25 protein-coding genes are annotated in these 22,804 nt (G+C 32.7%); 12 read left to right on the forward strand and 13 right to left on the reverse strand.

Features of this window, described 5'->3' with window-relative positions; translation table 11 throughout:
• The first annotated feature begins 22 nt into the window (after positions 1-22).
• From nosZ to GQR94_RS16050, 10 genes are all read left to right on the forward strand, one after another.
• On the forward strand, positions 23-1,984 hold the full coding sequence (nosZ, locus tag GQR94_RS16005) for a Sec-dependent nitrous-oxide reductase (protein WP_158976850.1): 1,962 nt from the start codon (positions 23-25) through the stop codon (positions 1,982-1,984).
• 113 nt (positions 1,985-2,097) lie between these two features.
• The gene (locus tag GQR94_RS16010) at positions 2,098-2,715 is read left to right on the forward strand and encodes a hypothetical protein (protein WP_158976852.1); all 618 of its coding nucleotides are present in this window, start codon (positions 2,098-2,100) and stop codon (positions 2,713-2,715) included.
• A 21-nt stretch (positions 2,716-2,736) separates the two neighbouring features.
• Positions 2,737-3,174, forward strand: a complete 438-nt coding sequence (locus tag GQR94_RS16015; protein ID WP_158976854.1) for a nitrous oxide reductase accessory protein NosL — start codon at positions 2,737-2,739, stop codon at positions 3,172-3,174.
• Positions 3,175-3,198: 24 nt separating this feature from the next.
• On the forward strand, positions 3,199-4,437 hold the full coding sequence (locus GQR94_RS16020; RefSeq protein ID WP_158976856.1) for a nitrous oxide reductase family maturation protein NosD: 1,239 nt from the start codon (positions 3,199-3,201) through the stop codon (positions 4,435-4,437).
• On the forward strand, positions 4,434-5,144 hold the full coding sequence (locus GQR94_RS16025; RefSeq protein ID WP_158976858.1) for an ABC transporter ATP-binding protein: 711 nt from the start codon (positions 4,434-4,436) through the stop codon (positions 5,142-5,144). Before GQR94_RS16020 ends, GQR94_RS16025 begins: the two co-directional genes overlap by 4 nt.
• Positions 5,137-5,919 (forward strand): ABC transporter permease, encoded by a 783-nt coding sequence (locus GQR94_RS16030; protein WP_158976860.1) that lies wholly within the window; start codon positions 5,137-5,139, stop codon positions 5,917-5,919. Before GQR94_RS16025 ends, GQR94_RS16030 begins: the two co-directional genes overlap by 8 nt.
• Before the next feature lie 181 nt (positions 5,920-6,100).
• A complete protein-coding gene (locus GQR94_RS16035) occupies positions 6,101-6,466 on the forward strand; it encodes a hypothetical protein (RefSeq protein ID WP_158976862.1) in 366 nt (121 codons plus the stop codon).
• A gap of 212 nt (positions 6,467-6,678) precedes the next feature.
• Positions 6,679-7,470, forward strand: coding sequence for an MbnP family protein (locus GQR94_RS16040; RefSeq protein ID WP_158976864.1), 792 nt, complete (start codon positions 6,679-6,681; stop codon positions 7,468-7,470).
• Between the two features lie 65 nt (positions 7,471-7,535).
• Positions 7,536-8,573, forward strand: a complete 1,038-nt coding sequence (locus GQR94_RS16045; RefSeq protein WP_158976866.1) for a cytochrome-c peroxidase — start codon at positions 7,536-7,538, stop codon at positions 8,571-8,573.
• 34 nt (positions 8,574-8,607) lie between these two features.
• Positions 8,608-9,570, forward strand: a complete 963-nt coding sequence (locus GQR94_RS16050) for a transporter (protein WP_233268363.1) — start codon at positions 8,608-8,610, stop codon at positions 9,568-9,570.
• A 240-nt stretch (positions 9,571-9,810) separates the two neighbouring features.
• On the opposite strand, the gene GQR94_RS22685 is transcribed toward GQR94_RS16050, so the two are convergent.
• Both GQR94_RS22685 and GQR94_RS22690 read right to left on the reverse strand, forming a co-directional pair.
• Complete coding sequence (locus GQR94_RS22685; RefSeq protein ID WP_233268371.1) at positions 9,811-10,029, reverse strand: hypothetical protein; 219 nt, start codon at positions 10,027-10,029, stop codon at positions 9,811-9,813.
• Positions 10,002-10,397, reverse strand: a complete 396-nt coding sequence (locus GQR94_RS22690; protein WP_233268372.1) for a DUF6882 domain-containing protein — start codon at positions 10,395-10,397, stop codon at positions 10,002-10,004. Before GQR94_RS22690 ends, GQR94_RS22685 begins: the two co-directional genes overlap by 28 nt.
• 587 nt (positions 10,398-10,984) lie before the next feature.
• Here GQR94_RS22690 and GQR94_RS16060 point away from each other — a divergent pair.
• Together GQR94_RS16060 and GQR94_RS16065 are read left to right on the forward strand one after the other, a co-directional pair.
• A complete protein-coding gene (locus GQR94_RS16060) occupies positions 10,985-12,400 on the forward strand; it encodes a carbon starvation protein A (protein ID WP_158976868.1) in 1,416 nt (471 codons plus the stop codon).
• A 178-nt stretch (positions 12,401-12,578) separates the two neighbouring features.
• Entirely contained in the window at positions 12,579-13,574 is a 996-nt protein-coding gene (locus GQR94_RS16065) for a hypothetical protein (RefSeq protein ID WP_158976870.1), read from the forward strand.
• A gap of 110 nt (positions 13,575-13,684) precedes the next feature.
• Here GQR94_RS16065 and GQR94_RS16070 read toward each other — a convergent pair whose 3' ends face one another.
• The 11 genes from GQR94_RS16070 to GQR94_RS16120 all read right to left on the reverse strand — a co-directional run bounded on the left by GQR94_RS16070 (position 13,685) and on the right by GQR94_RS16120 (position 22,764).
• Positions 13,685-14,692, reverse strand: a complete 1,008-nt coding sequence (locus GQR94_RS16070; RefSeq protein ID WP_158976872.1) for a hypothetical protein — start codon at positions 14,690-14,692, stop codon at positions 13,685-13,687.
• A gap of 21 nt (positions 14,693-14,713) precedes the next feature.
• Positions 14,714-15,532, reverse strand: coding sequence for a DKNYY domain-containing protein (locus tag GQR94_RS16075; RefSeq protein ID WP_158976874.1), 819 nt, complete (start codon positions 15,530-15,532; stop codon positions 14,714-14,716).
• A gap of 16 nt (positions 15,533-15,548) precedes the next feature.
• Entirely contained in the window at positions 15,549-16,244 is a 696-nt protein-coding gene (locus GQR94_RS16080; RefSeq protein ID WP_158976876.1) for a DUF6624 domain-containing protein, read from the reverse strand.
• A gap of 112 nt (positions 16,245-16,356) precedes the next feature.
• Complete coding sequence (locus GQR94_RS16085; protein WP_158976878.1) at positions 16,357-16,530, reverse strand: nucleoside monophosphate kinase; 174 nt, start codon at positions 16,528-16,530, stop codon at positions 16,357-16,359.
• 144 nt (positions 16,531-16,674) lie between these two features.
• Positions 16,675-17,442: a hypothetical protein gene (locus tag GQR94_RS16090; protein WP_034668766.1), complete on the reverse strand. Its 768-nt coding sequence runs from the start codon at positions 17,440-17,442 to the stop codon at positions 16,675-16,677.
• Between the two features lie 223 nt (positions 17,443-17,665).
• A complete protein-coding gene (locus GQR94_RS16095; RefSeq protein ID WP_034668768.1) occupies positions 17,666-18,310 on the reverse strand; it encodes an HNH endonuclease in 645 nt (214 codons plus the stop codon).
• Complete coding sequence (locus GQR94_RS16100) at positions 18,307-19,527, reverse strand: AAA family ATPase (protein ID WP_158976880.1); 1,221 nt, start codon at positions 19,525-19,527, stop codon at positions 18,307-18,309. Before GQR94_RS16100 ends, GQR94_RS16095 begins: the two co-directional genes overlap by 4 nt.
• A 248-nt stretch (positions 19,528-19,775) precedes the next feature.
• Complete coding sequence (locus GQR94_RS16105; protein ID WP_152594493.1) at positions 19,776-20,174, reverse strand: hypothetical protein; 399 nt, start codon at positions 20,172-20,174, stop codon at positions 19,776-19,778.
• A gap of 703 nt (positions 20,175-20,877) precedes the next feature.
• Entirely contained in the window at positions 20,878-21,027 is a 150-nt protein-coding gene (locus GQR94_RS16110) for a hypothetical protein (RefSeq protein ID WP_158976882.1), read from the reverse strand.
• Between the two features lie 688 nt (positions 21,028-21,715).
• A complete protein-coding gene (locus tag GQR94_RS16115; protein ID WP_370458299.1) occupies positions 21,716-22,192 on the reverse strand; it encodes a mobile mystery protein B in 477 nt (158 codons plus the stop codon).
• A gap of 110 nt (positions 22,193-22,302) precedes the next feature.
• Entirely contained in the window at positions 22,303-22,764 is a 462-nt protein-coding gene (locus GQR94_RS16120; protein WP_025614814.1) for a mobile mystery protein A, read from the reverse strand.
• Positions 22,765-22,804: the final 40 nt, after the last annotated feature.

Here is a 22,804-nt window from a genome sequence, read left to right on the forward strand (position 1 = left end):
AATAACCACAAATACAATACAAATGAAAAAGTATTCATTTTACCTAGTAACCCTATTGGGGTCGGTCCTGTTTCTTTCAGGTTGCGGCGATCAAAACGGTAATGCATCATCAAATGGTGCGCTTGCTTCTAATAATGCAGAAAAAGTATATGTAGCTCCTGGCGAACATGATGAATTTTACGCCTTTATGTCTGGTGGATATAGCGGTAATGTAACCGTTTATGGTCTTCCTTCTGGACGTATGTTTAAAGAGATTCCTGTTTTTTCTCAGTTTCCGACCAATGGTTATGGCTATTCTGAAGAAACAAAACCTATGTTAGAGACTTCTTTTGGCTTTATCCCGAATGATGATTCTCACCACCCGGATATTTCTCAGACCAATGGAGAATTAGATGGCAGATGGTTATTTATAAATGGAAATAATACGCCACGTATTGCGCGAATTGATTTAAAAACATTTGAAACTGCAGAGATTATTGAAGTCCCTAATAGCGCGGGTAACCACAGTTCTTCCTATATCACAGAGAATTCAGAGTATGTGGTAGCAGGAACTCGTTTTTCCGTTCCTATTCCTCAAAGAGACATGCCTATAAAAGACTATAAAGGAAACTTTAAGGGTGCCTTGTCTTTTATTAGTGTAGCGCCTGAAACTGGTCATATGGATATCAAATTCCAGTTGATTATGCCAGGGTTTAATTATGATCTTTCACATCCAGGACGTGGAAAATCTCACGGCTGGTTTTTCTTTACGACCTATAATACAGAGGAAGCTAATTCGCTGTTAGAGGTGAATGCTTCTCAAAATGATAAAGATTTTATCGCAGCAGTAAACTGGAAGAAGATAGAAGAATATGTAGAAAATGGTGGAGGTACTATGGTGCCTGCTAATTATACACATAATTTGTATAGTGATGAGACCCATAGCGCTACTTCAACGATGAAAAAAGAGGTGCTTACTGTAGATCCTACAAAAGTGCCTGGTGCTGTATTCTTTATGCCAACGCCAAAATCTCCACACGGGGTAGATGTTAATCCAACAGGAGATTATATTATTGGTAACGGAAAGCTTTCTGCGGATCTTACGGTTTTCTCATTTGATAAAATGATTGCTGCAATTGACGGTAAAAAATATGATGGTGAAGCTTATGGTCTTCCTATTTTAAAATTTGAAGATGTATTAGCTGGTCAAGTAAAAAGTGGAGGATTAGGTCCATTGCATACCGAGTTTGATGGTAAGGGTAATGCGTATACTACGTTCTTTATTTCTTCGGAAGTGGTAAAATGGAAAGTAGGTACTTGGGAGGTTATTGATAGAAAACCAACTTTTTACTCTGTTGGTCACTGTATGATTCCTGGCGGAAATTCTGCAAAACCTTTCGGTAAATATTTGATATCCTTAAATAAGATTACCAAAGATAGATATCTGCCAACTGGCCCTGAGTTAGAACACTCTGCACAGTTGTATGATATTACTGGAGATAAAATGGAGCTTATTTATGACTTTCCAACCCATGGTGAACCACATTACGCAGCAGCTATTCCTGCCTCCATATTAGCACCTAAATCGCAGAAAATTTATAAACTGGCAGAAAACGAACATCCATTCGCTACCAAGAGTGTTTCAGATGCAAGAGTGGTTCGTGATGGTAATGTTGTACATGTGTATATGGCCATGATACGTAGTCACTTTACTCCAGATAATATAGAAGGTATTAAAGTTGGTGATAAAGTATATTTTCATATTACAAATCATGAACAAGATTTTGATGTTCCGCATGGTTTTATGATGATAGGAGCCACTAATTCTGGACTATTGATTATGCCAGGACAAACAAAAACTACCGTATGGGAACCTAAGCAAGAAGGTGTATGGCCATTTTATTGTACCGATTTTTGCTCTGCTTTGCACCAAGAGATGCAAGGGTATGTGCGTGTTTCACCTGCTAGTTCTAACATTGATCTGTCATGGTCTTTAGGAGAATAAAGTAAGAATAAGATAGTTGTTCTAAAGAAAAGCAGGTCGCAAATGAAGACCGACCTGCTTTTTTTATGGAGCACTAAAATGTTTGATAGAAATGATTTTTAAGAGAATATAAGATGAAAAAAGCAAGTATATTAATGATCATTGGTTCTTTGTGTTTATTAGGGTTGTTTAAATTTCCACTTTGGAATATCATGCTAGGCGCACCACAATATCCAGACCCATTAGGTATGAATATTCATATAACAGGGATACAAGGCGTTTCTGAATTTGATTTGCAAAATATAGATGGTCTTAACCATTATATTGGTATGAAGACCATTCCTAAGGCCGATGAAATGTGGGAATTTAAAGCTTTTCCTATCGTAATTATAAGCATGTCAGTTTTAGGGGTGTTGTTAGGTTTACTAGGATTCGTTGGAAAAGTAGATTACCGCTATTTTTTGGGTTGGTTTATCTTGATGTCTATTTTAGGCGTCATGGGGATGTATGATTTTAATGTGTGGTTAACGGACTATGGTTCTAATTTAGACCCACACGCTATTATTAAAGTAACCAATGAGGATGGAACTCCTATGACCTATAAACCACCGCTTTTTGGATATAAAAAGCTATTGAATTTTAATGTAAGTTCTATGCCCGCACTGGGTGCTTGGGCAATGTTTTTAGGAATGTCTCTCACCGTAGTTGCTTTTTTAGTAGGATGGAAAAGTAAACGTTCACCATCTTCGTAAGTATACATAAATTAATTGATCATGAAAAACCAAACATTTATAGCAGTACTAAGTTTTCTGATAGTATCTGCGTGCAACAGGGAACCTAAAGCCATCGCATATGGTGCAGAAGGATGTCATTTCTGTAGCATGACTATTGTGGATACCCAACATGCTGCACAGTTTATGACCAAAAAAGGGAGAAGTTATTCTTTTGATGCCACGGAATGTATGTTAAATTATTTACAGGACGTAGCCCCAGAAACTATTGGGCTATATCGGGTAAATGACTACAACAATCCGGGAGTTTTTATTGATGCTAAAGAAGCTACCTATCTAATTAGCAAAAATATTCCTAGCCCTATGGGAGGAAATTTAAGTGCTTTTTCAACAAAAGCAGCAGCAGAGAAAATGCAAGAAGAGAATACGGGTAGCGTGTATTCATGGAAAGAATTACAATCTAAATTTAATAAAGGCTAGTAAATTAATACATACACAAGATTAATGCACCTAAAACCTAAATTTCTTTTAATAGCCATATGTTTTGTAAGTACTTCATTATGGGCAAAAACGATAACCGTTTGTTCAGAATGTGCTGTAAAATCTATTGCTACTGCCATTAAAACGGCGGTAGCCTATGATACAATTGCTGTAAAAAAAGGAACCTATTACGAATATAATTTACTTATAGATAAGCCCTTAGTGCTGATTGGTGAAAATTTTCCAGTGATTGATGGGCAAGATAAAGGTGAAATCATCAGAATTACCTCTGATAATGTAACTGTAGACGGACTTTTTATTATAAATGTAGGAACAAGTTATACCTCAGATTATGCCGCTATTCGCGTGGTGAGAAGTGATTCTTTTTTAATACAAAATGTAGTGCTAGAAAAATTATTTTTTGGCATTTATTTAGAAAAATCAAATAATGGTAGGGTATATCATAATAAAATAATAGGGGATGCAAAAGATGAGTATAACTCAGGAAATGGCATCCAATTATGGTATTCAAAGAATGTCGTAGTAGAAAAAAATATTGTGCAAGGTGCGCGAGATGGTATCTATTTGGAGTTTTCTGATAACATAACAATCAACGATAATATAAGTACAAAAAACCTCCGGTATGGTTTGCATTTTATGTTTTCTGATGATGATGTGTATACCAATAATATCTTTGAAAGTAATGGAGCTGGAGTTGCTGTAATGTTTTCAAAAAATATTAAGATGACAGGGAATACTTTTAAAAAAAATTGGGGTACTGCTGCATTTGGTCTCTTATTAAAAGAAATTAATGATGCTGAGATTAGTGGAAATATCTTTGAAGAAAATACTATCGGGATCAACATAGAAGGGTCTAACCGAATAACGTATTCCAACAATAATTTTATCAATAACGGATGGGCTATAAAAGTCCTTGGCGCATGTTATGATAATTCATTTTTGAAGAATAATTTTTTGTACAACAGTTTTGATGTTTCTTATAACAGCAATATCAATGACAACGTTTTTGAACAAAATTACTGGAGTAATTATACCGGCTATGATTTAGATAAAAATGGGATTGGAGACATTCCTTATAGACCCGTAAAATTGTTTTCCTATATCGTAAATAAAACTCCGGAATCTATTGTGCTTCTCCGAAGTTTATTTATGGATATTATTGATTTCTCTGAAAAAGTATCTCCTGTTTTTACCCCCGATAACCTAGTGGATGCAAAACCATCAATGAAAAGAATAGAATGATTAAGATAGAAAATTTACATAAAAAATTTGGAAAGACTCCTATTCTCATGGGGTTAGATCTAAGCATTAAACAAAGTGGCATTTTTGCCATTTTAGGACCTAATGGCTCTGGTAAGACGACGTTAATTAAGTGCATATTAGGTATGGTAGTCCCGAACAAAGGTACTATTGCCATAAATGGAGATTTAATTAAAAATAAATGGAAATATAGACAAGAAATTGAATATTTACCTCAGATTGCCAACTTTCCTAGTAATCTTAAAGTCAAAGAATTAATTCGGATGATTAAAGATTTAAGGCAGAAACCAAGCGATGAAGAACGTTTAATTGAACGCTTTGAATTGGAGCCATTTCTAGATAAAAAATTATCCATTCTTTCTGGAGGTACCAAACAGAAAGTGAATATTGTTATTGCATTTATGTTTGATAATCCTTTGATTATTCTTGATGAACCTACTACAGGTCTAGATCCTGTGGCATTAATCAAATTAAAAGAACTCATTCAAATAGAAAAACAAAAAGGAAAGACCATACTTGTTTCCTCACACATCATGCAGTTTGTAGAAGAGATAGCAGATGAAATTGTATATCTTTTAGAAGGGAAAATATACTTTAAAGGAAGTATAGCAGCGCTAAAAGAAAAAACACAACAAACGAATGTAGAACATGCCATTGCGGCAATTGCAAAACCTGTGTCACATGTTTAAGATATTAAAATATAGTTTTTATGATCTTATGCGCAGCCGTTGGAGCTACGTTTATTTTCTGTTCTATTTATTATTAGGTTTTGTATTGTTGTTTTTAAACAACGATGTATCAAAAGCGGTCATCACGTTAATGAACATTATTATTGTTTTGGTTCCTTTAATTAGTACAATTTTCGGAATTATGTACTATTACAATTCTAAAGAATTCACAGAACTTTTATTAGCGCAACCCATTAAAAGAACATCCATATTCTTAGGGCAATATTTGGGAGTAGCAGCCTCTTTAGCACTAAGTCTTATTTTAGGATTGGGAATTCCTTTTGTGCTCTATGGGCTTTTTAAGAGTAGTGCCATTTTTGACTTTTCACTTTTATTAGTAACTGGTACTTTCTTAACCCTTATTTTTTCCGCACTATCTTTTAATATTGCAATCTCTAATGAAAATAAGATTAAAGGATTTGGGTATGCCGTTTTGTTATGGTTATTTATGGCCGTTATTTATGATGGATTATTTTTAATGTCACTCATCATTTTTAACGAATACCCTCTTGATAATTTTTCATTAGTGGCCTCAATGTTTAATCCTATTGATTTGTCACGGACCTTAATTTTATTGAAATTAGATATCTCAGCATTATTAGGATACACAGGAGCCGTCTTCAAACAATTTTTTGGCACGAATATGGGAGTGATTATTTCAATGTTGGTACTTGTTTTATGGACGATACTCCCTATATGGAGATTGCTTTATAAATCTAAAAGAAAGGATTTTTAGTAGTCAACTTATAGTATTTCGGTGACCTAGTACATGAATAAGATTGCTTAGCAATCTTATTCATAGGTTATGTTTCTAGAAACACTTACAGGTTTAGGATATTTACATATTTGCGCAAAAACACGATAAAAAAGTATCCTTATTATTTAGAAAAGAATAAATTCAAACATATATTTGCAGCATGAAGCATAGTTTAATCATAATAGCAATTCTCATTTGCTTAAAACCTACTTTCCCATTGTTGGAGTATGTTTTTAATTATGATTATATCTCAGAAGTCCTTTGTATTAATAAAGATAAACCAGAACTAAACTGTAATGGGAAATGTTATTTAATGACAAAATTAGCGGAGGAATCTAAAGCGAATGATGCAAATAAAAAAACACCTATTGAAAATGCTTTTTCTTTAGTCTATTTTTCAGCGTATACTGCATATTTTAATGCAGCTTCTAATACAACGGAATATATAGTTTTACCTATGACGTATAGCGAAACCTTATATTCATTTAATTTCTACAACAACCTTATTAAGCCACCTATTGCGTAGTATTTTTTAATAGAAGTATAACGATAGCATTTTTATTCAAACAACAGGAGAATCCACATTTTGGCTTTTTTTGCTGCGCGGATTTTTATATGCTGTAATCTTTTCTATTTCTTAGTTTTATTCAAAACTCAAACTTTTTAATACTTAAAAAACGATGTGCTAGCGCTTATTGAGCTACACGTACTTACGCAATATTCTTAATAAATAATCAAATGAAAAATTTTAAAATAGCCTTATTGGCAATGATATCCATAGTGGCAATTTCTTGTAATAATGACGATGATGCTGATGAAGCATTAACAGGATCTGGAGAGATTTCAGTAACTTTTGACAATGGGTATGAAGGGAATGACCTAATTCTAGCTACAGCAAATACAGCCAATGCCAATGGAGAAGCACTAACCGTAACACGTTTGAATTACATTGTAAGCAATTTTGTTTTGACTGATGTTGACGGAAATGAATATGTTTATCCTAAAGATGATAGTTATTTTATCATTAGCCAAGAATCAGATTTAGAAGATATTTCATTATCAGATATACCTGCAGGAGAATACACAACTATAAAATTTGGTATAGGAATAGATGACGAAAAATTCCAACAAGGTGCTGATGGTCAAGGTGATTTATGGACACAAGCTGAGGCATATAATTTAACATGGTCCTGGACATCTGGTTACAAGTACATTAATTATGAAGGTACTTTTACTTCAGAAACGGTAACTGAAGAAACTAACTTTAGAATTCATTTAGGTAGATTGGGTGACCAGGTGAACTACGAAGAAGTAACACTAGCGTTACCGACCAATGTAACTGTTAGTGATGAAATGGATTCTAATATTCATTTAAAAATAGATGCCTCTAAAATACTTACTTCTATTAACAATCTTAGTCTTTCAGAAGAAGCAACGTATATGACAGATCCTGCAACGGCTCCTTTAGTTGCGGAAAATACAGCTACAATGTTTACAGTAGATCACGTGCATAACGGTAGTGATCACTAATCAAACAATTTATATTAATACTCCTGCAATACTCTTAGGGTATTGCAGGTACTAATAGAATACGGATGAAAAAAATACTATTTTTTTTAAGTTTGATTCTTGCTTTCTCGTGTAATGATTCTGATGATTATATTGAAATAAATGAATTACTAACTATTGAACAGCCCAGTAATTTTCCGGCATTAGAATATGATATTGATGCTAATCCACCAACAGAAAACGGATTTGAATTAGGGAAAAAATTGTTCTATGACGGAGATTTATCAAGAGTAGGGTATATCTCCTGTGGGTTTTGTCATGAACAAAGTTCAGCCTTTACACATCATGGGCATCAATTTAGTCATGGTGTAGACGGGTTAGAAGGAACAAGAAATACACCTTCCATACAAAATATGGCATATATGACGCATTTCATGTGGGATGGAGCTATAGATCATTTAGACTTATTTCCAATAGCACCCATTACAAATGAAGTAGAGATGGATGAAACGATTACAAATGTTTTGTCAAAATTATCGGCAGACAGTGAGTATCCAAGTTTATTTGCTCAAGCTTTTGATGACGGTGAAATTAATTCAGAAAACTTTTTAAAGGCCCTCTCACAATTTATGGTGATGATGGTTTCCTCAAATTCTAAATATGATAAATATGTTAGAAATGAGGATGCGATTATATTAACAGATTTAGAACTCGAAGGTTTAGCAATTTTTAAAACGAATTGTGCTACATGCCATGCTACAGATTTATTTACAGATAGATCATTTAGAAATAATGGTTTAGCACCTTATACAACAATAAATGATTTAGGGAGGTATAATGTAACCGGTTTAGTAGAAGATAAATATAAATTTAAAGTGCCTAGTTTGCGAAATGTAGCTCTAACGGCTCCATATATGCACGATGGGAGATTTGGGAGCTTAGAGGCTGTGTTGGATTTCTACACGGATGGAGTCGTGGAGTCGGCCACATTAGATCCAGAACTACAGATTGATGGAGCCTTAGGATTACTACTATCAATTACAGATAAAGCGGCGCTGGTTGCTTTTTTGAATACATTAACAGATGAAGAATATATAGATGATGAACGCTTTGCAGAATTTTAAGAAAAATAGAATACTCTTTTCCCTTTTAGTAACTATGCTTGGTTTTTTAACCGTGTATGCTATTGATAAATTACCCACTGTACCTCCTAATCCAATACCTTGTTTAGGTCATTTTCATGGTCTAGATTATGTATATGACTTTTGTGATACTTGTGGTTGTGGGAGTAGTGGAGGAAGTATGGGGTACGGTACAGGATTAAACACCAATTTTATAGGTGTTAGATACATAGGACAGCAGTACCGTTCTAGAGACGGAATTTTTAATGATTCGCCGTGGATTGATGAAAATTTTAATACCATGCAGTTGTGGGGTAATTTTCCAATATCAAAGAGAACAGTGGTAAATGTGATTGTCCCTTACCAATTTCACAGCAGAAAATTTTCGGACAATACCACTCAAAATATTAATGGTTTAGGAGATGTAAGTGTTCTTGCTATGTATAACATAATAAAAGCAAGACCAGATAGTATTGTAACTATAGTTCCGGAACATTATGTGCAAGTAGGAGGTGGCGTAAAAATACCTACAGGAACATTTGATAAAGCGAATAATACCGGAAGCGTTAATCCTAGTTTTCAATTAGGGAATGGGAGTTGGGATTATGTTTTGGCCGCTAATTATGGCTTTAACTATAGAAATTGGGGGATTAGTACTCTTTTTAACTATTCCCTTAAGACAGAGAATCCAAAAGAGTACCAGTTTGGGAATCAGTTTAACTATGCAGTTAACGCCTTTAAAACGTATTATCCAGCAAATAATTTCACCATTACACCTATAGTTGGTGTTGCAGGAGAGCTTTATGAAACGAATAAAGAATACGGAGAAGACGTGGCAGATACCAAGGGAAATATTTTCTTAGGAAAAGTAAGTTTAGAAGCGTCTTACAGCAGGTATGCTTTAGGTGTAGTCTCTATGTTACCTATAAGTCAGCATTTGAATAACGATAAGGTAGAACTAAAAAATAGGCTGTCCATTTACTTAAATGTGAATTTTTAAAGCTAGTATTTTCCATTTGTCTTACAAAGGCTATCTGTATTTTAAGAATGCTACAGATAGTCTTTTTTTTATAGTTGTATTCTAGCATGAAAAATAGAAAAGAAGCTTCTTTAAATTTTTCCATTTAAAGAAGTTAATCGGTTCAAAGCATCAAATTCAGCACTTAACACCTTTGTGTTTTTAAGACCTTCTATTTTTTGCTCTGTTTGGTGTATTTTAAAACTACGATCTATTAAATAATTAAGGAACGCATTTTTTATGATGTACGCTTATTCCTCCGATTAATTGCGGAAAACAAGTCAATACTTTTTCAACCTTATCCATTTCAATTTCAGGAATCCGATCATCATCTATCGTAACTACGAGCGTTCCTTGCCCGTAATTAGCACAGTAATAACTTTTAGATGAAAATTGACCACAGGCCAGCATTCCTATTTTGTGCTCAAAACCTTCATCCACATTAAAATGACCGTCTGTAAGTTCTTTGATTTTTTTTCTTCTCCTAAAGCTTTGAGCTGCCTAGAGTGCACTAATAAATTCTCTGGAATACCACTTTGCGTATTTGCCCAGCCCCACATCCAAGAACTCGTGTTAAAAGATAGAGAGCCTATTACTTGAATAGGGAGTTCTATGTCTCCAAAGAGAATACTTCCTTTTCCTAAATCTAATTGCCAACCATGAGAACCAATAAAGTCGCCAAAAATAAGTTGTTTTTCAAAAGATAAGCCTGCGTGTGATTCAAAAAGGCCTTCTAAGCTATTCCATTCAGCTTTACGAAGGGTATTAAAATTGTTCAATTCTGGCCTGTTATCTTTATTTTCCGACATCTGTTATTATTTTAAAATCGTTTTGTTCAAATAGAAGGGAGTCTAGTGGTGTGTTTTTTAGCTGCGCACAAAGAGGAGCAATGCCAAATAGTAGGGTGACGAGTAGGTAGCTCTGGCCTTTAATTTTCATGTGGTGTGGTCTGTGCATATGTTATAAACAGATTCTGTTTTATCTTATTTTATTCCCGCCTAAATTCTTTTGCAATTTAAAAGGAATGCCTTGTTTCTACATCCCTGAAAAAAGGGATATTTTGTTTTTTTTAATGAAAATACGAGACCTAGATTTAATAGAGTATTCAAGAAATTCGCTAAAGATGATCTACCTGTAGTAAGTACTTTCTAAACGTATCGTAAAAAACTAGAATTGTGGCGCTGCATAGCAACTATGATCTATTGCTTCTGTTATCTAAAAATACTTGTCACAACACTTTAACACTTATCGTATTAAAAACGGAAACTTTTGTAAATTAGCGCGCCTAATTTAGGGCATGGGCTATTTTAGTCCCCTGTATAAATTTTTTGATGAATACCATAAAAGACTAGAACGTTCCTTGCGGTCTGTTTTTTGGAGACCAATAACACAAAATATGATCACATTTATAACGGCTTTTATTCTATTGATACTAGGCTATTTCACCTATGGTAAATTCGTAGACAAAACTTTTAAATCTGATGCCAACAAAACTACACCAGCACATACCTTACAAGATGGGGTAGATTTTGTTCCTATGAATAGCAACAAAAACTCTTTTATTCAAATTTTAAATATTGCAGGAGTCGGACCCATATTTGGGCCAATCTTGGGGGCATTGTACGGCCCTTCTGCTTTTTTATGGATTGTTTTTGGGTCTATTTTTGCTGGAGGAGTTCATGATTACCTTACAGGAATGATTTCCATACGCTATGGAGGAGCACATTTACCAGCTATGGCATCACGGTTCTTGGGCAAAGCATTTAGCCATGTGGTAAACTTATTTACGCTATTACTTTTAGTATTAGTAGGGACTGTTTTTGTTACCGCACCTGCCGAAATGATCAATGCCTTACTCGGTGATACGGATTATTTGAAAGTCATCATTTTATGTATTTTTATCTACTATATCATTGCTACCGTATTGCCTATAGATAAAATAATTGGAAAAATATATCCTGTTTTGGGCGTGCTTTTAATTCTTAGTGCTATTGGGATTTGTATTGGGATGTTTATTTACGGGAATCCACTGCCAGAATTAACGCTGGAAAATTTACACCCTAAAAAAATACCGTATTACCCGGTAATCTTTCTAACCATCTCTTGTGGTGCCCTATCTGGTTTTCATGCCACACAGTCGCCTATAATTTCACGTACGATAGATAATGAAAAGGACGGTAGAAAAGTGTTTTATGGGATGATGATTTTGGAAGCTTTTATTGCTATGATATGGGCAGCGGCTTCTATGAGTTTGTTAGATACAGAAGAGCTCAGTGCGCTATTGGCAGAAGGTGGCCCTGCTGCGGTTGTTAATAAAATTGCCATTATATTATTAGGAACCGTTGGGGGTACGGTGGCTATTATTGGGGTAATTGTATTGCCTATTACTTCAGGAGATACTTCTTTTAGAGCCGCACGTATGATTATTGCAGATTACTTAAACATAGATCAAAAAGTGTTGCGCAATAGGTTTGCTGTAGCCATCCCTTTATTTGCTATTTCTTTTATCCTTACCAATATGGATTTTCAGTTGCTATGGCGTTATTTTTCATGGTCTAACCAAGTGACTGCCGCTATTGCCTTATGGATAGGAACCGTATATCTATATGAAAACAAAAAACAGTACATCATTGCTTTAGTACCTGCATTTTTTATCACTTCAGTAATATTTTCCTATATATTTTATGATCCAACCATTGGTTTTAATATGAGTCCTACTACGTCAAACTGGATAGGGCTGATAATTACCTGCTTACTGACTGCTTTATTTTTCATGATGATGAAAAAAAGAAAAACAGCAGAAGCGCTTTAAATTTACAGCATTTACAAAGTATACAAGCCACCTCTCTAGGTGGCTTCTTTGTTTACGCCCTAGTTTTTAGGATAGTTTTATTAGGAAGTACGAGTAGTATTAAATCCTGTTTTTCCAAAGTCCGTGTTCACGGAATTCCGTGATAGCCAATAGAAAATGATATAGTACATTTGATTTTATGGAAATAGGATTTAAAGAGGTGTTAGTAGGCATCGTTATTTTATTGGTCGTGGTTTTTTACAGCCTGAAAGCAAAATATATGTTGACGGAAAAGGTAGCTGCTAAAAACTTCGAATCCTTTTTAGCAGCCAATTATGGAGACCTCTTAGGGTATACGGATTTAAGGCGATTTTTTAATACAAGCAATATGAATCCTAATTGTTTCAGGGTAAGCGTATATCAGAAAAAAGAGCCCAGGGTAGAACTATTTATTAAGTTTGATGCGAAGACCGTGGCAACACAAACAGATCTTCCTCCTGATTATCCAGACGGATTCACTTTTCAGGAACGGTACGTAGCCCGCATTAAGCTAGTAGAAATTTACGATGTTATTTCAGCAAAAATGAAGCCTCTTGGCGTAGCGCTCTTGTGGGATTATAATGAGGTGTTTTTTACGCTTGAAGCGCCATTTACGGAAGCTGAGGTTTTAGAGAAATCGGATTATTTTTTAAGCTTGTTTCAAGCCGAAGATTCTGAATTTCTAGGGTATTATCATGAATTGCCACTGGTCATAAGGTATCCACATAAAAATGCGATTCCCTTAGTGCGAGAGTTAGCACAAGAAGACGGTAATTGGCGCTTTAGAACCTTAAAACTATACACAGGAGCTACTGACTTTGAAACGGTAAGAGAGACGCTTACCAAGGAGCTACAGACCTATTTAGAAAAGAGTTATCCTACGCAGCAACTGTATGATCATTTTGACACGTATGTGAACCCCCAAGATTTTTCTAAGGTGTTGTATATTGAATTTACAGAAGCTAAGAAAACAAAAAAGGAAGCAGCGCAACAACAACTAGGCGTTTGGGTTTCTCCAATTACGGGCTATACGCTTATGTATAGGAACTTACACCAAGGGAGTGTAAAACAAGTAAGCTTTGTCGCTACAGCTAATAGTATTCTTATGGAGGATATTTTGGCCAAAGAAATACCTAGGTTTTTAGCATTGGCCTAGAGCAGTTTTGATTGATGGAAGTACTCTGCTGATGCTTTTTGAAAAAACGCTTGTTGTATTAGCATGGGAAAGTAGCAAAGCCAGAACACTCGTTATTCTAAGACCCTTAGTTAAAACTGGTCCAAGGCTTCGAAGATTTCCTTCAAAGGTATCTTTTTTGGTTCAGGTTCGCCATATTCCGTAAAAATTAGCTGGTTCTCTAAGATTTTAAAGGTATCCATACCTCCTTCATCCGACCAATTATTATAGGACGGTTCAAATTTTAAGCGTGCCACTTTTTGCGTTTCTATATTTACAATTTGTATGTTATACACATTATCTGGCGGTACGTCTTGGTGTATTATCAAGTAGTTATCTATTAATTGAATCTGATTTATAGCCTGCCAACTATGTCTATCAGGAGCACCCATTACATTATCATCGGATATAAATAGCCATTTATACGTCTTTCCTTTTTTTACGAAAACGCAATGTGATGTTTTGTAAATTTCGTATTCTGTATTTTTTATGATGGGTGTCAAGTTCGCTAACTGCGCTCTAGAGTCCGCTATTGGGTAGTAGACCAAAAAGGCAGTAGTATATTCTTGATTAAAGTAATTGCCATAAGGGTGATCTAGCTTTTGCAGGCTGTCTCCGGAAACCGTAATGTAATACGCTTCTGGTAGGGTTAGTTCGTTAGGTATCCAATTGGTTTTAGGGACTGCGATGCGATCAAAAAGTGGATGTTCTTCTACTACTTTTAAAGATAAAGAACCGCTTAATAACCAGTTTAGCGAACTATCTGGGCGACTTCTTTTTTTAGGGAGAACAGTATCTTTTAGTACTTTTAAAAAAGGAGCATTGGTTTCTAAGTTCAAGGCAGTAGGCACTCTTATTAATCGCATAAAGCTAGAATAGCATCCTTCATTATATAGTGTGAGCTTTTCTTTGGTTTTACCATTAATAATAGATACATCTCCGCCACTACAGGCGCTTCCGTATTCATAGTAGTTGATAAGGGTATCTAATACGGTATCTTTATTAAAATCTACAACAGTGGTGTCTATTTTGTATCGCTGACCCATTGCTAGTTGTGGTAGGCCTACTAGAATAATAAGGAACAAAATACTCTTTTTCATGTGTATGGTTGCTTGTTGATGTTATTCGATTAGTTTTTCAGTTATTTTTTTGAAATGATCAGCACTGTATTCTATTTCTTTTTCTAATTCTTCAAAACTAATTCTATTTGAATTGCTGAAACCTGAAGTTTTATCTTTTGCTAATTGAGGAGGACTACCCGTTATTAAAGCCGTTTCGATAACTTCAAATGATGTTGGATCAGCATCTTTAATTAGTCTGTTCATATAAAATATTTTGTCGCCATCTTTTGAGTAATAATATTCTTGTTTTAGTTTTTTCCACGTGTTAGGTTTTGCTTTGAGAATTGTTGCAAAGCCATAGAATGCAAAATTTTTATCTAAGCCAAAATGGCCATCGTTTAGCGATACAAAAGAGTGGATATCTGCTTTTTTAACAATTTTTGTTTTACCACTGAAGTTGTAGTAATAAACATTTTTTTTATCTTTTCCGTAGCCATATGGCACGTAAGTTTCGTTATATAAGTATAATTTTTTATCAACCCATTCTACGGACTTACCCATTGATTTCATTCCGTTATCACAAACTTCAAAGGTTTTGGTATCGGCATCATTTATTAGGCCGCCTAATGTCCAAACGTTGTCTTTGTCTTTCGCATAAGCTAAATTAAGGGCTAGAAAAGTTTTTGGGTCCGTATTATTTAATTTTGAAGAACCACAATAACAATTTTTTTTATCTTTTGCCCATAGTCCATAAAAGTGTTGAAAAGTATCTATGTCGGCACCTTTTATTTCATAGCCTCTGTGAAAAACACTTTTTCCGTCTGTCCAATAGTGCTTATCTAAATCAATATTATCGAAGGTTGTTGAGAGTTTATTCAAGTGTTACTTACAGTTTTTATAAATCGCTTAGCTCGTTAATTTTATACAACTTAAAATCAACATCCATTTCTTTTAAATATTCTTCAAGATTTTGTTCAAATCCTACTTCTTTTCTCCAAATATTTATTGAGTCAATATTTTTTATTGGCCATAAAAAATAGACCCATTCACCTTTTTTATTCGCTTGTCCTTTTATCTGCGTTCCATAAATTTGTTCAATCCCTTTATGCATTAAATTTCTATCCTCCATCAGGGCTAATGCAGTTTTAGAGATATTACCATTATCAGTTGCTTTTCTAATTACAGGAAGATATTTGTCTACTTTATTAGAATGTTGAATTACATAAAAAGCAGCTTGGTTGGCTGGTTCTCCTACTAGTGATTTACTTGGATACCCGTATTCTTTTATAATGCTTTCTATTTCCAGTAAATTGATGCTGTCAATTTCGCGCATTAGTTCAAATCTTGCTTCTCCCTCAATATCCGTTTCACTTAAATTCATTTGAGTTAGTAATTCAGCTTTTCTTTCAATAGATAAATTTCCGTTTGAAGCTATTATTTCTCGAATTCCTTGGTCTTTTAATAAAATGGTTTCAAGTTTACTTTTTAATTCACTATTCATCTGGATTTGTTCAGAATTAGCTTCATTTTTTTCTTTACAAGAACTTAAGATTATTGACAGTATTAAGAAAATTATTTTAACGGACTTCATTTTTTTAATTGGTTACAACGTTAAGTATAAGAAATCGTAGGGCAGGTGATAAGCACTTACGTTTCGGTTTATCACTTAGCTAAATATAAATATTTTGCTTTTATCTTTTGTCCTATAAACGCCATATTTTATATTCAGATGCCTTAATTCCCAATTCTGATTTTTGAGCTTTTTCTTGTCTTAACACATCTCCTGTAGAGAGGTGGATTACCCCGAAATCATTAATAATCTTTTTACTTTGTGTTCCTTTTCCAGCAAGGGGTGGTCCGAAAATAATAATGTTCATAGTGTATATTAGCGTGTTTATGCACCTCAAAAATAATCAATTACTTAACTAATTGAAAAATGGTACCGCCTTAAAAGGCGGTTATAAAGGCCATTGTTTTGTAAATTATGGAGTTGTGTAACGGTTACCATTGTTGTACTTTCGTTATCTTTCAATTATCGCTACTTGATGAGTGATTGAGAATAAATCTATTTTAGAACCATATTCATTCTTTTCGGGTAATCCATAGCAATAAATCAGTTTGTTTTCAATTTTATTAATATTTTTATCATTCTTAGATTTATAACTAGAAGGAATAAATAAATCGAATTTTTGGCTATTCCCATATTTTCCACCAAAAGTCATAGGTATTTTTATGTTTTCTCCAATCTCTACTGCTTTTGTGGTGTATCCTTTTAAAATACAAACAAAACTTTCATCATTTGAATTTAATTTGTTAATGATTTCATCCTGCCTCATTATCAAGTCTATAATTTTGACAGTCGTTTTGTTTTCAGTTCTTATAGTTAGATTTTTTAATTCTTCGTAAGATATAGAGGTGAGAGAGTTTAAGAACTGCTTACTTCTTTTTCCAAAATACCTGTTTCGTGCTTTTCTTATTTTTTCAATAGAATTAAGTTTCTGCAACCTTTCGGCTCTTGGTAAAATAGTAGATATTAAAACCTCTATATCGTTATTATTACCCTTATTATGCTGTTTGTGAATTTTTAGTATTTCACAATTTGATAAATGACTTTTTTTAGGCCAATTCTTGAAATGTGGATCTATTGCATTTATACCACGATTAAATTGGATTTGTACATTACATTCAGGGCATTTAAATTTATCTTTTTTAAAAGAATCATATTGATCATCAACTTCATAAGCGTCAATTATCTCACTTTCATATTTTGATGAATTTATTCTAGGCATATTTTTTTTCTAATGAAGCACAACGGCACGTATATGAAATGTAGCGCTGAAAATAAGTGATAACTTTTCGAATAATAAACAAGCCGAATTTTTGAATTTTATTAATTATTTTATTTTTGTGAATTTGTCAAATTTAAAAATTTAGCGACTTTCCGAAAATTCCTAAACCCTCGTGTTAGTAACTAATTGCGCTATTTTTTTATACACTGTTGTGGATAGTTTTTTATAGGTTATATTTTTCAATCAATACATCAAACATCAATGAAAATGAATTATTTGGCATTTTAAATTTATGTATTGCATTTAATTCTTCAGTTGTCAATGTGTTTCGATTTTCAATAACTTGATTATTTTTTATTTCGTAAATAAGTTTATAAAACATTTTGAGACTTTTTAATCTTCTAGTGTCTAGTAATTCATTATCTAGTCTGTACTTTTTTATTGTACTTAAACCTAACTGAGAATTATTTCGTGGCTCAATTATTTCATCATTAAATGTAATATGCTCTTTAATTTCAATATCTGTATTTGCACAAGGATTCAAGGCGTCATTTATTGATATCGTTGAATGTGGTATTTTGTTATTGCAATTATCACAAGATAGAAATAAATTTGTCCACTGAAATGAAAAACTCTTATCGACACTTACTTCAATATGATGGTCAACTTCTTTACGTTTACCTTTGAGTTTTGTCTCACAATAAAAACATTTATTATGACTTATTGAATTCAGCTGTATTTTAATTGAATTATGAGCATATTTACTTGAATCTGGTCGTTTTTTTCCTGAAGCTAAAAAATTAGATAGCCAAGTCACTTTTCTATCAATTAAAATTTGAGGCTCAGGAAGTCTCTGAAGTCCTCTCATTTTTTAATGGATTTTATTATTGAATCTAGATTTAAATAGTCAAAATATTCAGGATTTATTCTTAAAAGTTCGTCCTCAATTCTTTTTATTTCTTTTTTATTATTCTTATTTACAGCTTCTTTCCTTAGCTCAAGAAGTTTTGAAATTTCAGAATTAAAATTTCTTGTGTCAAATAAAGGGCTAAGTAAGACTTCCTCAATTGGTTTATTGGAATAGAAGTCTGTTTCCTCTTCAATAATTGAATAATCAATTTTGCTTTTACAAACAAAAACTCGACAATTACTTATAGAAGAAACTATAAAAGGTGAATGAGTTGAAACTATTATTTGAAGCTTAGGAAAGAGCTTCTGAATATTTTTTAAAAATACTTTTTGCCATTTCGGATGTAAATGATTTTCTGCTTCATCAATTAATAATATACCTTTAATTTGTTTATAATCATTAATTGGAATGTTGTTTAAAGAGCAAACTGCATAGACTTGACTCAATAAACTAGCAAACCTTTGTATTAGATATAAATTTCCGCTACTCAACTTATCAAGGGAAATTTCGTTATTACCAACTTTAATTATTGGTTGTAAATTAATTCTAGATACGTGAGAAAGACTACCGTTGGAAATGGATAGATTTATAATTTCTTCTAATATATTGTATAATGATTGTCCTAATTCTTTTTCATCTTTATTTTTACTATCCTTGAGATAATCAAAAAAGGATATTACTTTGGTAAGCTCAACATTCTTATGTATTCCAGAAATTGAATTGTCGAGATACTTGTCAATTTCTAAAGATGTGATATTTGATATGTTAAATGAGTCATTAGATAGTTTTGAAGTCCAATAATCAAAAATGAAATCTTTGTTTAAAGTTGATTCCAATGTTGACACAAACAATTGATTAATATCGTTATTGTTAGTTACAAGTGCATTATTGTTTTTTCCAGTTTTTTTAGTTGCAGTAAAAGTAAAATGTTTGTCGTTTAGAATTATTTCCGACTTAACTTCAAATTTGTCGTTAGAGGTAATATCTCTTTCGATACCATTTCTAAAAACACCATTGAATAGAGCTCGAATAGCGTCAATTATGATTGATTTACCTGTACCATTCTCACCTGTAATGCATATTATTGGTAAGTCATCTGTGTCTTCACTTATAAATTCAAGTTCAGCCTTTTTAAAAGGTCCAATATTTACAAGATTTAAATTTTTTATTCTCATTTAGTTGGTTTTTCAAATAACCCACAACGACTGAGCTATGAACAGTACGGGAGCAAACTAGCGTTTGCTTTCCGCCACGCACGTAGCGAAATCTTTTGGTTTTGTTTTTTCTTTTTTGTGTCAAAGCGAAATCCCAAAGATTTCGCGACCTTATAAAAATACGCAAACCATTCGTTACAGCCCGAAACCAGTATTGTTTATAGGTTTTGTTGTAACCAGTTTTATTCTTCAGTCTTGTTTAATTCTAATTAATTTAATTTATTGCGTTTAAATATTTTATCTCTCCAAGTTTGGAATTTAGTCCAGCTCTCAGCGTTAATATTTTTCAAATCCACAAATTCTCCAGTAGAACAATCTAGCGCCTCCCATTCCATTTTTTTCATAATCATCCCTATAATATAATGAGGGTTTCCACCACCACGAATATGAAGCATAATAGAGTCAACTTTTTCTTCCTTTCCTGTATTGAATTCTATGGAAAACCCATCTCCATTTAAAATCCCCCAGTCTTTTACTGAATAATCTAATTCAGGTAATAATATGCATAATTCGTTAATTATATTATCCCTTATTCCTAAAGAAATTGGTTCATAATCCTTGTCGTTAGTGTCAAATTGTTCTTTTATTAGAATTACATCCCAACTCACATTTGTTTGTTTTTTGGTTATTTTAAATTGGTTACAACAATTATATAATAAACATATGTTCATTATATCCATTATAAATTTACAATAATAAGATTAGCTTCTACGTGATGAACAGATGCTCTAATCTAAGCGCTCTATCATACCAATCCTTAGCTATCACTATAACGTTAATCGAATGATGCATCTGTAACATCATCCTATAAAAATAAAAAAATTACAGAGCGTCTAATTTTCTTAGTTTTGTTTATTGGTCTTGTTTCAAAATACACATTAAAACATACCGTAAACTATCTAAATTTTTGTGGGGGGAATATTACGTTGCTAATATAAAACATAATAGTATTCAAAACCTTGCGGAAATCCGCAGAATTGAAAAAAGATAAAATAAACTAATGGACTAAGATTGTTTTTATTTACATGAATCTACTTTTCATATTTTGACTTCCTAATTCGATAATTAATATCATTTAAGAATATTAAATACCAAGAGTCAAATGAAACCCTTTTTCATGGTCAAATATATATCCATATATTTTTTGGTCTTTCTTGAACATTTTGTTTTAATGTATTACAAAGTTTTGGACATAATTAATTCGGTTACTAAAAGCACTAAGTTTTAAAATAAGCACTCAGCGAATTTTCTTATAGTGCCTTATATATTTTATTCAGGTTCCGATTTTACAAACGAACTAAAAATTCCGATTTAATTTATTTGTTTATTTTGATTTTCAGTTTCTTTTACTCTTTTTATATATCCCGATTTTTTACCCACAAAAAAACCTAAAAAGAAAATTCCAACTGGAACTATTAGTATTAAAATCAATTGAATAGGTCCTACCATTTGTAAAATCATATGTTTGTTTTTTTAATTAATTTTTATTTCCTATTTCGAGCTAATTCCACAATTAATCGAAACTTATCGTAAACCACGTTAATTTTTGTAGGATAAGTATTACGTTGCTAATATAAAACATAATAGTATTTAAAACCTTGCGGGAATCCGCAGAATTGGAAAAATAATGAATTATATTTATTTTGATTAGGTTTACTAAGAAGTTATATCCCAGTTTTTTATACAAATTTGAATATTATTAATCAATTCTTATTTCGAAATTTTTGCCCTTTTATTATTTATTCCCCATCGTATTTTCGCCTTTTGAAAAAATTGAATTTAATTGTATAATCTTGAATAGAAATACATCTTAGTTATTTAATTTATCAATTTTAGACAATATTAATTTAGATTCATACGCAGATATTAAAACCTCCTTTTCGTTTAGTTTTTATCGTAAATTTTTTCTTGAATGTTTTTTGCTACGTTACCTATTTCTTTCTCTAATAAATGTATTTTATCATTCACATTTTTTAGTTTTTCTTGCTTTTTTAAAATTTCTATTTTAATAGTTGATGCTAAGGTGTTTATGCACCTCAAAAATAACCAATTTCTCAACTAATTAAAAAATGATACTGCCTTAAAAGGCGGTTATAAAGGTCATTATTTTATAAAATATGGAGTTGTACAATGGTTGCTAGTGTTGGCTTTAGTTTTTTGCAAATTTAATTAATGGTGCAACGTTTCCATCGTCAGCTTTTTTTAAAGCGTTAATATATTCTTTTCTTATTTCGTTAGATTTAACCATATTTGATTGATGCCACGAGAATATTTCTTTCTGAAATATTGATTCTATTATGATGTCCACCATCATTCTAGAATGTCTTCCATTTCCATTAGGAAAACAATGAATAGATACTATTCGATGTTTAAATCTAATAGCAACTTCTTCTGGTACATAGGTTTTGTTTTCAATCCAATACTTTGTGTCGTCCAATAAATTTTTTAATTCAATTCCAATTTGTGTCCAAGATATTCCGATGTTTTTTTCAGTTCTTCTAAATTCGCCTGCCCATTTCCAGACATCACCATACATTCTTTTGTGTAAGTTTTTAATAAACTTTTCTGTCAATATATTTTCAGGTTTAAATTTTGTGTGAATAGTCCACTCGACTACTTTTTCAATGTTTTATTGCTCAAATTCATCCAACTCTCCTTGAGTTGTAATCGACTTTATTTTAAGACCTTCCTTTTCTTCCTCGTCTAGTGCTGTTTGTCCATCCTTATAATCGAATTTTAATCCCATAATGACTTTCTCATCTCTCGTTTGATTTCACTAGCAAGTTCCTTTATAGTTCTGGCTATTTTTTCATCTCCAATTCCTTGGTCCTCTAGTTTCATATTTTGATTGGTCCGCAACACTATTTTTTGAGCCAGTTTTTCTGCTTCGATTTGGATTAAATCGTTGATGGTCCCATTTTTTGGGACAAATCCATATACAAATTTCATATCCAGTGCTTGACCTACATCTCTTAATTTGTTAATGGTTATTTGACCTAAAGCCTCTCGCTCTTCTATCTTTTGTATAGCTCCTTTAGTCATTTCAAGTTTGGTCCCTAACTGATCCCTAGTCATATTAAGTGTGGTCCGGATAGTGTTTATCCATCCTTTTGTTGGAATCTGGACCATTGCTGAATCTTTAAATTTCTCTAATTTTTTGTCTAGTTGTTCAATTAGAAGTTGTTTTTTGTTTCTCATAATTTTTTAGAAAACATACATATGTATATAATAATATTGA

The sequence above is a fragment of the Cellulophaga sp. L1A9 genome (genome assembly GCF_009797025.1).
Classification (GTDB): domain Bacteria; phylum Bacteroidota; class Bacteroidia; order Flavobacteriales; family Flavobacteriaceae; genus Cellulophaga.

What these genes read in the sequence shown, in the direction of transcription:
- nosZ (WP_158976850.1), top strand. Translation starts at nt 23, where the DNA reads ATGAAAAAGTATTCATTTTACCTAGTAACCCTATTGGGGTCGGTCCTG.
- GQR94_RS16010 (WP_158976852.1), top strand. Translation starts at nt 2,098, where the DNA reads ATGAAAAAAGCAAGTATATTAATGATCATTGGTTCTTTGTGTTTATTA.
- GQR94_RS16015 (WP_158976854.1), top strand. Translation starts at nt 2,737, where the DNA reads ATGAAAAACCAAACATTTATAGCAGTACTAAGTTTTCTGATAGTATCT.
- GQR94_RS16020 (WP_158976856.1), top strand. Translation starts at nt 3,199, where the DNA reads ATGCACCTAAAACCTAAATTTCTTTTAATAGCCATATGTTTTGTAAGT.
- GQR94_RS16025 (WP_158976858.1), top strand. Translation starts at nt 4,434, where the DNA reads ATGATTAAGATAGAAAATTTACATAAAAAATTTGGAAAGACTCCTATT.
- GQR94_RS16030 (WP_158976860.1), top strand. Translation starts at nt 5,137, where the DNA reads ATGTTTAAGATATTAAAATATAGTTTTTATGATCTTATGCGCAGCCGT.
- GQR94_RS16035 (WP_158976862.1), top strand. Translation starts at nt 6,101, where the DNA reads ATGAAGCATAGTTTAATCATAATAGCAATTCTCATTTGCTTAAAACCT.
- GQR94_RS16040 (WP_158976864.1), top strand. Translation starts at nt 6,679, where the DNA reads ATGAAAAATTTTAAAATAGCCTTATTGGCAATGATATCCATAGTGGCA.
- GQR94_RS16045 (WP_158976866.1), top strand. Translation starts at nt 7,536, where the DNA reads ATGAAAAAAATACTATTTTTTTTAAGTTTGATTCTTGCTTTCTCGTGT.
- GQR94_RS16050 (WP_233268363.1), top strand. Translation starts at nt 8,608, where the DNA reads ATGCTTGGTTTTTTAACCGTGTATGCTATTGATAAATTACCCACTGTA.
- GQR94_RS22690 (WP_233268372.1), bottom strand. Translation starts at nt 10,397, where the DNA reads ATGTCGGAAAATAAAGATAACAGGCCAGAATTGAACAATTTTAATACC.
- GQR94_RS16060 (WP_158976868.1), top strand. Translation starts at nt 10,985, where the DNA reads ATGATCACATTTATAACGGCTTTTATTCTATTGATACTAGGCTATTTC.
- GQR94_RS16065 (WP_158976870.1), top strand. Translation starts at nt 12,579, where the DNA reads ATGGAAATAGGATTTAAAGAGGTGTTAGTAGGCATCGTTATTTTATTG.
- GQR94_RS16070 (WP_158976872.1), bottom strand. Translation starts at nt 14,692, where the DNA reads ATGAAAAAGAGTATTTTGTTCCTTATTATTCTAGTAGGCCTACCACAA.
- GQR94_RS16080 (WP_158976876.1), bottom strand. Translation starts at nt 16,244, where the DNA reads ATGAAGTCCGTTAAAATAATTTTCTTAATACTGTCAATAATCTTAAGT.
- GQR94_RS16085 (WP_158976878.1), bottom strand. Translation starts at nt 16,530, where the DNA reads ATGAACATTATTATTTTCGGACCACCCCTTGCTGGAAAAGGAACACAA.
- GQR94_RS16090 (WP_034668766.1), bottom strand. Translation starts at nt 17,442, where the DNA reads ATGCCTAGAATAAATTCATCAAAATATGAAAGTGAGATAATTGACGCT.
- GQR94_RS16095 (WP_034668768.1), bottom strand. Translation starts at nt 18,310, where the DNA reads ATGAGAGGACTTCAGAGACTTCCTGAGCCTCAAATTTTAATTGATAGA.
- GQR94_RS16100 (WP_158976880.1), bottom strand. Translation starts at nt 19,527, where the DNA reads ATGAGAATAAAAAATTTAAATCTTGTAAATATTGGACCTTTTAAAAAG.
- GQR94_RS16110 (WP_158976882.1), bottom strand. Translation starts at nt 21,027, where the DNA reads ATGATTTTACAAATGGTAGGACCTATTCAATTGATTTTAATACTAATA.
- GQR94_RS16120 (WP_025614814.1), bottom strand. Translation starts at nt 22,764, where the DNA reads ATGAGAAACAAAAAACAACTTCTAATTGAACAACTAGACAAAAAATTA.